Below are 15,451 nucleotides of genomic sequence, written 5' to 3'. Positions count from 1 at the left end.
CAATTTAATAGTTAATTGTTTGTTTCCGTAAATTGCTTAAATTTATCAACAAGCAGCTGTTCTACTTTTTCCCTTACAGGTTCAATTTTAATTAACTCCGTTATTTCTGTTAAAAAAGCTTGTTTTAAAACTGATATAGCTTCTTTTTCAGATAAGCCTCTGGAACGCATATAATATAATGCCTCTTTATTTAATTGTCCAATGGTTGCCCCGTGACTGCATTTAACATCATCCGCAAAAATTTCCAACTGGGGTTTGCTATTCATCGAGGCGGTTTTTGATAATACAAGGCTATGGTTTTTCTGAAAAGCATTTGTTTTTTGAGCATCGGGTCGTACTATTATTTTACCATTAAATACTCCTTTAGCTTTATCTGCAAGAATTCCTTTGTACAATTCGTTGCTGTTACAATTCGGATACGCATGGTCTATAAAAGTTTGGTTGTCTATATGCTGCTTATTTATACCAACATAAAGTCCATAAAAATTAGTCATTGTTCCACTATCCTTTAAAATGGAGCTTAGGTTGTTCCTTACTAATTTTCCGCCCAAATCAACTACATAAGAGCTGTAGGTACTATCACGCAGCTGCTCAACTTCTGTATTATTGATAAAAAATGCATTCTCACCTTCATCTTGAATTCTATAATGATCAACAATCGCATTTCTTTTTAGAACCAACTGTGTAACCGTATTCGTGAAATACGTTTGTTGGGAATTAGTGAGATGATGATACGTTTCAATAACCGTTAATTTACTATTTTCTCCGGCTACGATTATTTTTTGCGGACTGATAACTGTTGGCTCTTCTTCTGTATGTGCTATATTTAGTATATGAACAGGGCGATCCAGCACTAATCCATCAGGCACATAAATATAAATTCCATTGTGAGCGAAGGCAGTATTTAATACAACGAAGGAATTCATTTCTTTAATTGCCCATTTCGACAGGTATTCAGAAACCGTTTCTTTTGTAAGCCTATCTTCTCTCAAACTAGAAGGAATATCCTGCACTATGATTTTTTGCGATAATTCATCTTTTGATGAAAGTAATTTATTGTATTTACCGTTCACAAAAACTAGCAGGTATGCATCCAACCCTTCAAAAAGAAAAGGCTTAATATCTTCTGTTGTAATGTCAACCAGTTTTGGCTGCTGGTATGTTGGCTGAAGTAACTCGGCAACATTGGTATATTTCCAATCCTCATTTCTTCTGGTTGGAAAATCTACGTTATTGCCAAATCGTTGAATAGCAACTTTCTGGAGACTATGCATTACATTATTTTTCTGTCCATTTAATGAATTTTCATAAAGACGGAATAGTTCAATAAACTTTCCCCTGTTATCATTTTTATCTGGTGTATTTTGAATTTTCATGCTTATCTTTTTAAGATATTGTTAATGTTGCTACTTCTTCTTTAATCCAGTCGTATCCCTTTTCTTCCAGCTGTAATGCTAAATTTTTGTCGCCCGATTTAACGATTTGTCCATTGTATAACACATGCACAAAATCAGGGATAATGTAATCGAGTAAACGTTGGTAGTGTGTAATTACTATAAAAGCATTGTCCTTTGTTTTTAGTTGATTAACACCATTGGCAACTATTTTAAGCGCATCAATATCAAGCCCTGAATCAGTTTCATCCAACACGGCAAGTCTTGGTTCTAAAACAGCCATTTGTAAAATTTCATTGCGCTTTTTTTCTCCGCCCGAAAATCCCTGATTTAGAGAACGGCTTAAAAAACCATCTTCCATCTCCACCATTTTTGCCTTCTCTTTAATATATTTTAGCATTTCGGTTGCACTCAAATCCGTCTTTTCTTGATGTTTTCTAACAGCATTAATGGTATGTTTAAGAAAGTTTGCAGTGCTTACACCCGGTATTTCTATCGGGTATTGAAATGCCTGAAATATACCTTCCTTGGCACGTTCATCAACTGATAATTCGAGGAGGTCTTTCCCCATATAGGTAATACTACCCTCAGTGATTTCATACCCTTCTCGACCTGCTAAAACGTGTGCCAGCGTACTTTTACCACCACCGTTTGGTCCCATTATAGCGTGTACTTCGCCAGCATTTATTTGAAGGTTAATACCATTCAATATTTTTTTTCCTTCAATTTCTGCGTGTAAATTTTTTATTATTAACATGAGTTCTGTTTTTTTATTTAATTATTTTATCCAACACTACCTTCTAAACTTACAGCAAGCAATTTTTGTGCTTCCACTGCAAATTCCATTGGTAATTCTTTAAACACATCCTTGCAATACCCATTAACAATAAGATTAATGGCATCCTCCATTTTTAATCCTCTTTGCATACAGTAATAAAGTTGATCTTCACCTACTTTAGAAGTTGTGGCTTCGTGTTCAATTTGAGCTGTATCATTGTCAATTTCGAGATAAGGGAAAGTATGCGCACCACATTTATCTCCCATTAATAAGGAATCACATTGTGAAAAATTCTTAGCATTTTCCGCATTTTTTCCTACTTTAACCAAACCTCTGTACGAGTTATTGCTTTGACCTGCTGAGATACCTTTGGAAATAATAGTACTGCTGGTGTTTTTACCAATATGCCACATCTTAGTTCCTGTATCCGCTTGTTGTAAATTATTTGTAACTGCAACAGAATAAAACTCACCCGTTGAATAGTCACCTTTTAAAATGCAACTTGGATATTTCCAAGTAATGGAAGAACCTGCTTCTACTTGTGTCCAACTGATTTTTGATCTTACACCTGCGCACAATCCTCTTTTAGTTACGAAGTTATAAATGCCACCTTTTCCGTCTTTATCACCCGGATACCAGTTTTGGATAGTGGAATATTTGATTTGAGCATCGTCAAACGCTATGAGTTCAACCACTGCAGCATGCAATTGATTTTCATCTCTTGTAGGAGCAGTGCATCCTTCCAAATAGCTAACATAACTGCCTGCTTCGGCCACAATTAATGTTCTTTCAAATTGGCCTGATCCCTCGGCATTGATACGGAAGTAAGTTGAAAGTTCCATCGGACACCTAACGCCTTTTGGAATGTAACAAAACGAACCGTCAGTAAACACCGCTGAATTAAGTGCAGCATAAAAATTATCAGTAGAAGGAACAACCATTCCTAAATATTTTTTTATTAGCTCAGGATGTTCTTTTACGGCATCACCAAACGAGCAAAAGATAATTCCTAATTTGGATAATTCTTCTTTGAAGGTAGTTATCACAGATACACTGTCAATTACGATATCAACGGCAACACCTGTTAATCGTTTTTGTTCTCCTATTGAAATACCTAATTTCTCAAACGTTTTCAATAATTCAGGATCTGCCTCATCCAAGCTGTTGAGTATTTTTTTTTGTTTTGGAGCAGCATAATAAATGATGTCCTGATAATTTACTGGTGGATATTTCACATTCGGCCATTTGGGTTCTGTCAGGGTCTCCCAATGCCTAAATGCTTCTAAACGCCAGTCAAGTAGCCATTGCGGCTCCTCTTTTTTAAAAGATATTAATCGAATAGTATCTTCATTTAAACCTTTTGGAATAAGTTCAGTATCAATATTACTGGTAAATCCATATTTGTAATCACTCTTGGTGTAATCTTCAAGAGTTTCTGTGGACGCTTCTTTGCTCATGATTTTAGCTATTAAATTTAAATCTTCTCTGCAAAGATAAACGAAGTTATTTATTATGTACTAAAAAGTATAAATTAATTTATACTAAAAAGTATAATAATATATTACATGACTATAAATATGAGTTTATTAGGTTTTTAGGTAACATAAGAATAGCTACTTTATTTGAACATTCAACCGTTTTTTGGTATAAACAAAAAATATATGAAGGAGTGTGATTTGGATTTCAAAATGGATATATTGCAGCCTTACCTATTTTAGGAAAAGCTGGACTGAAAACTCTGGGTCGTAATAATCAACATTGTTAAAACCTGCATTTAAACGAAGGTTTTACGGTACTGTCCAAAATTTGAGATTTTTCATTCTATAATAAATTAGGCAAAGAAAATAATAATTTATGGCTACATTTGGAAAAAAATTAAAACTTAATATTTCTGAATATTGATGACACATACGCTTTTTAATCCTTTTAAGGATTTAAATTTTGACGAACATTTTTGCTTCCTTTCAGGAGCTTTGACAAATGAAAACATGACCGTTTTTCCAGTATGGCTGATGGATCATTTTAAATTAGGTAATGAAAGAATTGAGATGATGGATAAAACCAAATCTTATAATTATTCAGATCTTAAATTACCGTGTTCTTCCGAAGTGAAAACAGCTTTTGAGGAGCTGGATGTAAAAGTTGAGGCTGCGTATAAAAAAGGTTTTGAAGGCATGGCGTCACTCGATCAAGAGTTGCTTTTTCAATGGACAGGCAGAATGGTCTATGGTATGCTATACTACGAAATGCTTTATGAAAGAGACAGGCTGCTAAGGCAAGGTGAAGATTTTGAGCTTTCCGTCACTCTCAGGAAACGCTTTGGTTACTTCCATTTAATGCTACAATCCTTAATAGAACCGATTTCCTTCGTTGGAAAAAAACCATGGAGCATCGCCGTATTTCCACTTAAATATTCTGCCGATATTTTTAGCTATCGCAACGATGCAGTTAATTTAATGTTCTCATTTGGAGTCAATGAATTTGGTTTTATTGCATGTTTACAAGATAACGGGGTAATTGGGGAGAAGCAAAAAGAGATCCTCGATAAAATGGAAGGTCATGTTTTACATCCCATCCAGTTTGAAGAGTTGTACGCTAGGTTTCATTATTCAGATTATATATTACAGTACAAACCTGAATACAAAATTGAAAACCAAGACAATGGGATTGCTATAAAAGTTGAAACGGCTGGTAAGCAACCTCATTTCGGATTTTGGGATGAGGATATATATGCCCAATTGCTATCCAATTATTGGCAGGTTTACGGTATTGAAAAAGAGGATATTCTTAAATTTCAAATGCCGCCACTTAGCTTTCTTGAAAATCCGTATACCAAAGATTTTATTAATCCAGAATCTATTGACTTACCATTTTAACGGCTTAACAGCAAAAATTAGTTGCCAACGCATAACCAATATTTAATGCCATTAAAAGTAAGTTTTCAGCTGTTTCTCTAAAGTAGTTGCACAAATTCTCATTATCTAAAATACAATCGGGATTTCCGGTAATTTTTTTATTTGAGTTAAAATTTATAATTATAACCTAATCGAACTACCTGTGTTTCATTATAGTCAGTGCTGTTATAATTAAAATTCAGACCTTGAATTTGTTTCCTGATTACTAATGTATTTAAAATGTCGGTTGCATTTAGAAAGAATTCACCTTTGCCATTTTGGACTGATTTTTTAATCCCTAAATCAATTGAAAATCGAGAAGCAATTTTTCCTTGCGGAATAATATCTGGCGCCAAATATATAGCGGTTACTTGAGCATCCACTTTTTTGGATAAGTGCAAGATATTGTTCCATTTAATATTTCCAGAAAAGATGCCTTGCTTCTCTGCCGAAAAAGTATTGGGAATTGGATATTTATTTTCAACAGCAAAAGCATTAATTTGATTGTGATACGCAATTAAGTTGAAGTTAAACGAGTACCATTTTGCAATCTCTTGTGAAAAGATCATTTCAATCCCTGTATTGAAACTTTTATTTGCATTTTGGAAAATAGCATAGATTAAATTGCTGTCTGGAACTGTCGATGCTATTCGAGTAATGGTAGCATTTGCAAAACGGTGGTACACGGCCGAATAGAAATATCCTTTTTTTAAGTTCGTTTTATAACCTAGTTCTAACAAATTGGTGAACTGCGGACGAAGTGCAGGATTCCCAACCTTTATTATTTCTGCATCATCGTATTTTGGAAATATTCTAATATCGACTTCATTTGGCCTGTCTACTCTACGATTGTAAAATACTGATATTCTATTGCTGTCATCAATTTTGTATGCCAATCGCACATTTGGAAAAGGTTGGGTATAGTTGTACCCGTCACTTTTATAGGTATTATGATCTGGATTGATATTGTATTGCAAATCGACATATTCTACTCGCAAACCCAGTTCTGCCTCAATTTTATTGTTTTCAAAAATATAATTTCCGTACACGGCCGGAATAATTTCTTTGTAAGTTGCTTGACCGCCAGCACCGCTATCTATGGGAGAATTTGCGCCGGGAAAGAACTGCATATTAGTTGGAATATCCCTTTTTCTGAATTTAAAACCGGTTTCAAATCTTCCGTATTTTAAGGGTTTGATATAATCAATATTAAAGTCGGCTACTTTCTCCTCTGATAACAATTTGAAAGCATCTTTTCCGGTGTAGGTTGGCAGAATATTGTCAAAAAAATATTTTTCATCCTCTCTGTGAAAAGTATAATTTAAACCAATATTTAATAACCGTCCTGCTTCTTTAAACTTGTGCTGGTATGCCGCAGTAGCCATAGCGGTGGTTTTTAATTCATCTTCCAAAAATTGCCACAGTCGCAATCGTTCCGAATAATTTTCATTAAAAAAGGGCTGATCTCCATTGTCAATGATTTTTTCGGTTCCAAACAGACCAGAAACGGTTAATGAATTTCGGTCATTAATATTCCAGTCAATTCCAGTTTTTAAAGTAGTAAAGTGCGTATTCCGATTTCTTTTGGTTTGTTGATTAATAATAGTTCCATCAGTGTAGGTTCGCGTTACAAACTCATTTTTATTGAGTGTTTCTGTATAAAGATAATCACCCTGAAAAAAAGCATTGATTTTGTTTTTACGATAATTAAGTGATAACGTCGGATTAATTTTTGGTGTTAATGAGTATTGCGGACGAATAGTTGGTAAATTTTCTTTTCTTTCCCACAGCGCACCCAATCCAGAGGTAAAACCCACTTTTCCGTTGAATCCCTCTTTTTTGTTTTTCTTGTAAATAATATTGATAATTCCAGCGTTTCCGTTGGCATCGTATTTTGCAGAAGGATTGTTAATGATTTCAATTTTTTCTATCGCAGATGCGGGTATATTATCTAAGCCCGATTGGTTTCCAAACCCTGTTAATGCGGTTTGTTTTCCGTCAATTAAAACGGTGACTTTATCATTGCCTCTAATTTGTACTTTCCCGTCTTGCACGGAAACACCAGGCAAATTTTGCATTGTTTGTAAAACAGAACCACCACTCTGACTGATATTATCTGCCACAGAGAAGGTTTTTTTGTCCATTTTCTGATTAATAAGTTCTTCCTTTGAAACGACCACAACTTCATTTAAAATAGTAGCATTATCTTCCAATTCAATGCTTCCCTCATCTAGAAATTCAGAAAGTGAACCTACATAAATAGGTTGGTTTTTTGTTTTGTATCCATCAAGTGTAAACTCTAGAAAGTAATTTCCAGGAACTACATTCGAAAATGAAAACCTACCCTCTTCATTGGTAACAGTTCCCGTAATCAAAACGTTATCCTTTGTGTTTTTCAAGAGTACATTTACATAAAGCAAAGTCTCTTTTGATGTTTTATCTTTTGTAATTCCGGATAGTGTGACCGCTTTGTTTTGTCCTAATAAATCTGAAATTGATAGTATTAGAAATGATACTAATAATATTGTTTTTATTGGCATATCTTAATTTTTATTCTTTATTTAAACGACAAAATTGCGATTAGAGTTTGAAGAAATATTGAATTTTAGAATTGAATTTCGAAAATGTGTAACTTATCTTTGTAACTATAAATAACTTCCCAATTGTTGTTCTCTACAATTTTATTAATTATTGATAAACCCAAACCGTTCCCTTTCGAGGATGGATTTACTTTAGAAAAACGTTCAAATAATTTATCTGTTTCGAGCGATTTTAATATACCCGTATTGGAAAAAACTAAAGCATTCTTATGCAATACAACATTGATGCTTCCATTAGCAACATTATGATTAATTGCATTCAGAAACAAATTACTGATCAAAACTTCAGATAAAAACAGATTCGTTTTAACAAATGTATTCGATTCTAAAGCAGTATTTATCTTAATATTTTTTGCTAATGCCTGTTCTATAAAAAAATCTAATTGATTTGTGATAACCTCATTCAAAAGAACCTCTTCAGGAATGTTATATTGTTTGTTTTCTATTTTTGATAAAAGCAACAGGTTTTTATTTAATCGGTTTAGCCTTGTTGTTGTATCATTTAATTTATCCAGTATTTCAAATTGTTCTTCCGACACATCGTCTCTTTGCAATAATGTTTCCAATTTTCCTTTAAAAATAGCAATTGGTGTTTGCAATTCGTGTGCCGCGTTCTCAATAAATTCTTTTTGGCTTTTATAAATGCGTGTGTTTTTTTCAATCAATTTATTTATTGCCTGATTGAGTCGATTGAATTCCTCAATAGTATTTACAACTAATTTTGGATGGGAACTTTTATCGATTTCAAATTTCTCAATTTGCTCGAGAGTGTCATAAAATGGTTTCCAAAGCCTAAGAGATAGCCTTTTAGTAATGATAAATAATCCAAATAAAAGAATTAAAATAATGATGGTAAACACCATTAAAATACTGACAATAAAATCCTTATTGTCAACTAGGTTTATTCTGGCAGAAAAAAGGTAGTGTTTATTATTAATTGTAACTGGAGCATTGAGCACCCGATAGGGTTCGTTTTCTTTATCCAAATTATTATAATAACTATTGCTGAATAGTGTGTCTCTAGAAATTATTTTCTGAACTTTCTCTATTTTTATATCCCTATTCCATTTATTCCAAACTGCAACATCCTTGTCTTGTAATTGCGGCGCATACAATAACTCGAATTCCTCTTTTTGAAGTAGCAAGGCTTCATCTGTTTCATGTAGATACAGTAATTGAGTTATATAAAAGAATAATGGCGCTGCTGAAAGCATCACTATTAAAGAAAATAAAACATAATATTTTAGAGTAGTATGTAATAATTTTTTATTCATTGTTCCATTTGTAACCAATTCCGTAAACTGATTTTATGTAATCATTGCTTCCGGCATCGTTTAGCTTTTTTTTCAAATTCTTGATGTGGGCATAAACAAAATCATGATTGTCCAGCATGTCCGCCATATCACCTGAAAGGTGTTCAGCTATGGCACTTTTAGACAAAACCTTGTTTTTATTTCCAATTAAAAACAATAATAAATCAATTTCTTTCTTGGTGCATTCTATTTTCTTCTCTCCAATTTTTACCGATTTTGCTAAAGTATCAATTTCTATTTCATTGAATTCAATTTTATTGTTTCCGTCGTATTTTTTTCTTCTAACCAAGGCCTGAATTCTGACCAACAACTCTGAAAGATGAAAGGGTTTCGTCAAATAATCATCTGCGCCAAGATTGAATCCCTCGATTTTGGTCTCTAACGTTTCTTTAGCCGAAATTATAATAATCCCCTCTGATTTGTTTAGTATTTTCAATTTCTTCAAAATGCTAAATCCATCACCACCCGGAAGCATTAGATCTACTAAAATACAATCATAATCATACATAATAATTTTGTCTAAAGCCGTTTGATACGTGCTTGCGGTTTCGCAATGAATATCATTTGTTTTTAGATAACTTTTCATGCTGTTCGCAATATCGATTTCGTCTTCGATGATTAGAATTTTCATATTGCAAATTAACAATTCAATTTTGAATGAAATTTGAATTTAGGTATTAAATTGTTTTTTCTAAATTTAACTGAGTTATTCACTTATAAAATTCTGACAACTAATGCAGCTACATCAGACAGCGTGGTTGATTTTAAAAATTATTTTCTGTCATTACTGTAAATTTATGTTTTTTATTCTTCTACATTTTTCATTTTCATTAAAAGTGCATAAGCTCCTTTGATAACAATTCTTTCGTCTTTTAAATCGTCTGAAAGAATTTCAGTGAATTCATTTTCTGTAGCTCCTATTGTGACTTCTTTCATTTCAAATTGTTTGTTTTGTTTGGCAACAAAAATATAATTCTTGTTTTCATAATTTACAATAGCATCAGATGGCAGTACATTTGATTGCTGACTTTTTAATTCTATTTCGGCATTCATATACATGCCCGGTAAAAGTGTTTTATCATAATTTATAAAATGGCAGTGTATTTCAGTGCTGCGGTTTTCTGAAAAATCTTTACCTATCAAAATAATTTGGCAAGGATATTTTTTCTCGGGATTGGTATTAGTATAAGCCAATACCGATTGACCAATAGCCAATTTATTGATGTCTTTTTCAAATACGGTTAAGGCCAAATGAATATCCGATGGATTTACAATCTCGAATAAAACATCGCTCGGGTTTACATACTTGCCAATATTTACATTGACCTTAGCTACATAACCACTTATTGGCGAGTATACATTGATGCTTTTTGAAATGTTTTTTGTTGAAACATTATTCGGATTTATCCCCGCAAATTTTAATTTCTCGCCATACGATTGCACCATTACAAATAGTGAGTTGTATTCTGATTGTGCTTGTTGATACACTTTATCGCTGCTGGCTTTGCTTTGGTTGAGTTCTTTTTGCCTTTCAAATTCGGCTTTTGCATACCCAATTTTTGCTTTCGCCAAAAGGTAATCTTCCTGCAGTTGAATGTATTGTTGGTCTTCTACAACGCACAAAACCTGCCCTTTGGTAACATGCATTCCTTCTAACAATTTGGTGTATTTTAAATAACCGCCCATTGGAACACTAATGGAAACTAAGCTTTGAGGCGGCACATCTATTTTACCATTTAATTTTAAGGTAGATGAAATTTGTTTTTGTGTGATTTTTCCAGTTTCAATACCTGCATTTTTTATTTGTGCATCGGTAAGAGTTGTCGTGTTTTCGATAGTTGGATTAGCTTCGGTTTCGCTTTCCGTTTTCTTGTTTCCACAAGAAGAAAGGAATACTATTGCCAATATTGTAATAATTGTATTTTTAATCATGATAGTATTTTTATTTTGGTATTAGTGAATTTTCGATTCTTTTTCATAATTTAAAATTAAGGTTTTTATTCTTAACTTTTTATGCGGGTAAAGTTAGCAAGTCCAGTCATATGTAATTCGCATATCATCATTGGCGCTGGCGACCCTAATTACGATCATGCTCCTTTCATAATTAAACTATTTTAATTAGTTAAAGCATTGATTTCAATAACAGCGGTGTTTAATTTTTTAACTGCTTCGATGTATCTGCTTTGAATTTCGGTACCTTGATTAATAAGCATTACCCATTCCATATAATTAATGTCACCATTGATAAATTTATCATTAGCAGCTTTAGTTACTAAATCAACATTTTTTAAAGCTTGACTCTCGTAATAGGCGATAGTTTCTTTGTGTTTTTTATATTCCTGGACTAATTCCTGATTCTTGCTTTCCAGTTTTAGTTTTTCATTATTTAAATTATTTTCGGCTATTTGCGTATTTATCTCTAAAGCCTTTTTCCTGTTATTTATTGCTGTATTAAATAATGGAAGCGCCACTCCTAATTGTCCGTAAACACCATTATTACTGTCTTGAAATACAGTATTTGTTTTGAAAGTCTGGTAATAAACACCACCAATTAATTCCGGTAATTTTTTAGATTTTTCAAGTGAAACTTCTGCTTTACTGCTATTCACTTCTTGCTCAAATAATTTCACACTGGGTTGATTGCTAATAGCATTTGTATCTGAATTTTTGATGAAATCCATTTTAAATTTATTTGAAACTGGGACAAAGTCTTTATCCGTATTAAGTAAATACTTGAATTGTGATTGAATTATTTTGTAATCACTTTGTAATTCCAAAAGTTGAATTTTTATTTGTCCGGATTGGTTTTCAGCGGTTGCTTTTTCTAATATATTGCTTTCGCCTTTATCAAACCGAAGCGTTGAGATCCTTAAAAAATCAGAATATATACTATCGCTTTTTAGCAACAGCTTTTCCTTTTCTTTTAAATACAACATTTCGTAAAACACGATTGTTACCTGTCTGGTCAATTGCTTTCTTTGCAAAGCTTCGTTCCATTGTCCTTTTTTGGCTTCTTCTATTAAAAGTTGTTTCTGTCTTTTATAAACGGTTGGGAATTTTATGCTTTGCGAAACACCAATTTTCACATCATTTACAATGCTGTTAAACTGACCATATTCACCTATAATACCCGTGTTGGAAATATCATAACCTGTGTTTTCCATTATTTGCAAGTACTCTGAATTCAGTTTTTCATTTTTAATTTTAATATTGTTTAAAAGAGCTGTTTCAATCGCGCGCTCTATTGAAATTCTTTCCTGAGCATTGGTACTTTGAAAAGAAAAGAACAATCCCAATACCAGGATAGTCGTAATTGATTTTATCTTTTTGGGTTGTAATTTAATTCCTTTTTCAAACATGATATATAAAATTGGTAAAACAAATAGAGTTAAAAATGTTGCAACCAACAGACCTCCGATGACAACAGTTGCCAATGGTTTTTGTACTTCTGCACCAGAACCATTGCTCAATGCCATGGGTAAAAAACCTAATGATGCTACAAATGCAGTCATTAAAACGGGGCGTAATCGTATTCTAGTTCCTTGCAAAACAATCGCTTTTAAATCGGTTTCCCCCGATTTTCGAATGCTGTTGAATTCTGCAATTAACACCAATCCATTCAGAACCGCTACACCAAATAAGGCTATAAAACCAACTCCGGCACTGATACTAAACGGCATTCCTCGCAATGCTAAAAAGAAAATACCTCCAATTGCCGATAGTGGAATTGCCGAATAAATCAACAGTCCTTGTCTTACGGAATTGAACGCAAAATAGAGCAAAATAAATATTAATAGTAATGAAACTGGAACCGCAATCATCAAACGATTTTTGGCTTCGTTTAAGTTTTCAAAAGCACCGCCATACGTAGGATAGTAACCCGCAGGAAATTTTATTTGAGCTTCGACTTTACCTTGCAGTTCTTTTACAATACTTTGTACATCACGGCCTCGTACATTAAATCCAACTACAATTCTACGTTTGGCATCTTCCCTTTGTATTTGATTCGGTCCTTCGATAATTTCAACTTTAGCTAATTGAGATAAAGGAATTTGCAAACCAGTTGCCGTTGGAATTAATAAATTTTGAACATCTGCCAAATCCTGACGTTTTTCACCTTCTAAGCGAACTACTAAATCAAATCGTTTTTCACCTTCATAAACAACCCCTGTGCTTTGTCCTGCAAATGCGGTATTTACAACTCGATTAATATCCTGAATGTTTAATCCGTATTGTGCAATGGAAGCTCTGTTGTAGTCAATTACTACTTGTGGCATTCCGGTAACGGTTTCTACATAAAGATCTGAAGTTCCTTCAACTGTATTTACAATTTTACCTAATTTATTGGCGTATAACGCCAACGTATCTAAGTTTTCTCCAAATATTTTACAGACCACATCTTGCCTAGCACCAGTCATCAATTCATTAAAACGCATTTGAACCGGATATTGAAAACCAAAGGAAACTCCAGGAACAGCTTCCAATTCCTTGGCCATTTTTGCTGATAATTCGTCAAAAGTTGTGGCAGAAGTCCATTCACTTTTGTTCTTTAAAATGATCATCATATCGCTTGCATCAATTGGCATTGGATCGGTAGGCACTTCGCTACTTCCTGTTTTGCCTACAATTTTCTCCACTTCGGGAAATTTTTCTATTAATATTTTTGCACCTTGTGAAATAGCTGTCATTGAAGTTTGCAAATTACTTCCCGGCAAAACCCTAGTTTCTACTGCAAAATCTCCTTCTTCTAACGAGGGCATAAATTCACCACCCATAAACGAAAGTGTAATCAGCGCTAAAACAAACAATCCTAATGTTACAGCAATAATTGTTTTTGGAATTCCCAATGCTTTGTTCAAAATGGGTTGATAAAAATTTTCTAATTTTTCCATCATTCGATCTGAAAAAGTTTTTTTGTGGGATATATTTTTATTTAAAAATAGAGCGGTCATCATCGGAACATAAGTCAATGACAATATAAAAGCGCCAAACAGAGCAAATGCAATGGTTTGTGCCATTGGTAAAAACATTTTCCCTTCGATACCGCGCAACGTAAAAATGGGAATGTACACGATCAATATAATCAATTCCCCAAAAACGGAAACATTACGCATTTTTATTGACGTTTTTAGTACGGTGTTGTCCATTTCTTGTTGTGAAATTTGAGCAGTTTTCCTGCTGTGCAAACTAAACAAACACGCTTCAACAATAATAACAGCACCATCTACAATCAATCCAAAATCTAATGCCCCTAAACTCATCAAATTACCGCTCACCCCAAATATGTTCATCAATATGACCGCTATCAACATTGCCAAAGGAATAACTGACGCCACAATTAATCCTGCTCGTATGTTTCCTAAAAAGAAAATAAGAACAAAGAGAACTATTAATGCACCTTCTAATAAATTTTTTTCGACCGTCGAAATAGAATTATTTACCATTTTGGTGCGGTCTAGAAAAGGTTCCAGTATAACACCTTCGGGTAATGTTTTTTCAATTTGTGCAATACGATCCTTAATGTTTTTAATAACCACATTACTGTTGGCTCCTTTTAACATCATTACTACTGCACCCGAAACTTCACCAGATTGAACCTCTTTTTTGTGAAATGTCATTGCTCCGTAACGGATAGCACTACCAATGCGAACTTCAGCTACATCACGAATAAACAAAGGACTACCGCTATTAGTGTTTTTAATAGCAATATCTTTTATGTTTTCGATAGTATTAATTAATCCCTCACTGCGGATGTATAAAACTTTAGGCCCTTTTTCAATGTAAGCACCACCCGTATTTTGATTGTTTTTTTCTAAAGCAGTGAAAACATCTGTAATAGTGATATTATAGGATTGCAATTTATTTGGGTCAACGGCTATTTCAAATTGTTTCAATTTTCCACCAAAACTGCTCACTTCCGCCACACCTTCAACGCTCAATAACTGCCGGCGAACAATCCAATCTTGAATGGTTCTTAACTCCGTGATATCGTATTTTTTTTCATAACCGGGTTTGGTTCGTACAACATATTGATAAATTTCGCCTAGTCCTGTTGTCACTGGTGCAAGAACTGGATCTCCAATACCGGTGGGAATTTGGTCTTTTACAGCACTTAATCGTTCTGTTACTTGCTGTCTTGCCCAGTACACATCGGTTGCATCGTTAAAAACAATGGTAACCACTGATAAACCAAAACGAGAAAAACTACGAATTTCTTTCAGTCCAGGAATATTACTGTTGGCTTGTTCTATTGGAAAAGTAATCAGTCTTTCAATATCGGTCGCACCCAGTGATGGCGCTGAAGTAATTACCTGGACTTGATTATCTGTAATATCAGGAACGGCATCAATTGGTAATTTGGTAAATTGATAACTCCCATATCCGATGAGAGCTAAAATAAACAGTCCAATAATGAGTTTGTTTTTGATTGAAAACTCAATAATTTTATTTAGCATAATTTGTTATATTAAGG

Annotated in this window: 9 protein-coding genes; 1 reads left to right on the top strand and 8 read right to left on the bottom strand. The window is 33.6% G+C overall.

Features of this window, described 5'->3' with window-relative positions; genetic code table 11:
• Positions 1–11: 11 nt before the first annotated feature.
• From sufD to sufB, 3 genes are read right to left on the bottom strand one after another with little or no spacing between them, the layout of a single operon-like run.
• Positions 12–1,376 (bottom strand): Fe-S cluster assembly protein SufD, encoded by a 1,365-nt coding sequence (gene sufD, locus EKM03_RS05625; protein ID WP_126577031.1) that lies wholly within the window; start codon positions 1,374–1,376, stop codon positions 12–14.
• A gap of 10 nt (positions 1,377–1,386) precedes the next feature.
• Positions 1,387–2,151: a Fe-S cluster assembly ATPase SufC gene (gene sufC, locus EKM03_RS05620; protein ID WP_126554198.1), complete on the bottom strand. Its 765-nt coding sequence runs from the start codon at positions 2,149–2,151 to the stop codon at positions 1,387–1,389.
• Between the two features lie 26 nt (positions 2,152–2,177).
• Positions 2,178–3,629: a Fe-S cluster assembly protein SufB gene (gene sufB / locus EKM03_RS05615; RefSeq protein ID WP_126554196.1), complete on the bottom strand. Its 1,452-nt coding sequence runs from the start codon at positions 3,627–3,629 to the stop codon at positions 2,178–2,180.
• A gap of 444 nt (positions 3,630–4,073) precedes the next feature.
• On the opposite strand from sufB, the gene EKM03_RS05610 reads away from it, so the two are divergent.
• Positions 4,074–5,048, top strand: a complete 975-nt coding sequence (locus EKM03_RS05610) for a hypothetical protein (RefSeq protein WP_126740000.1) — start codon at positions 4,074–4,076, stop codon at positions 5,046–5,048.
• Between the two features lie 146 nt (positions 5,049–5,194).
• Here the strand turns inward: EKM03_RS05610 and EKM03_RS05605 are convergent, their stop codons facing one another.
• The 5 genes from EKM03_RS05605 to EKM03_RS05585 form a co-directional block, all read right to left on the bottom strand.
• Positions 5,195–7,606: an outer membrane beta-barrel protein gene (locus tag EKM03_RS05605; RefSeq protein ID WP_126739999.1), complete on the bottom strand. Its 2,412-nt coding sequence runs from the start codon at positions 7,604–7,606 to the stop codon at positions 5,195–5,197.
• Between the two features lie 65 nt (positions 7,607–7,671).
• Entirely contained in the window at positions 7,672–8,940 is a 1,269-nt protein-coding gene (locus EKM03_RS05600) for a HAMP domain-containing sensor histidine kinase (RefSeq protein WP_126554190.1), read from the bottom strand.
• Positions 8,933–9,610 (bottom strand): response regulator transcription factor, encoded by a 678-nt coding sequence (locus EKM03_RS05595; RefSeq protein WP_126739998.1) that lies wholly within the window; start codon positions 9,608–9,610, stop codon positions 8,933–8,935. Before EKM03_RS05595 ends, EKM03_RS05600 begins: the two co-directional genes overlap by 8 nt.
• A 173-nt stretch (positions 9,611–9,783) precedes the next feature.
• Positions 9,784–10,911: an efflux RND transporter periplasmic adaptor subunit gene (locus EKM03_RS05590; protein WP_126739997.1), complete on the bottom strand. Its 1,128-nt coding sequence runs from the start codon at positions 10,909–10,911 to the stop codon at positions 9,784–9,786.
• Between the two features lie 182 nt (positions 10,912–11,093).
• Positions 11,094–15,434: a CusA/CzcA family heavy metal efflux RND transporter gene (locus EKM03_RS05585; RefSeq protein ID WP_126739996.1), complete on the bottom strand. Its 4,341-nt coding sequence runs from the start codon at positions 15,432–15,434 to the stop codon at positions 11,094–11,096.
• Between the last annotated feature and the right edge of the window lie 17 nt (positions 15,435–15,451).

It is taken from the genome of Flavobacterium sp. GSP6, assembly GCF_003984855.1.
Lineage (GTDB): Bacteria > Bacteroidota > Bacteroidia > Flavobacteriales > Flavobacteriaceae > Flavobacterium.
Note: the sequence above shows the minus strand (reverse complement) of the source record. Positions and strands in the feature narration are given on the sequence as shown.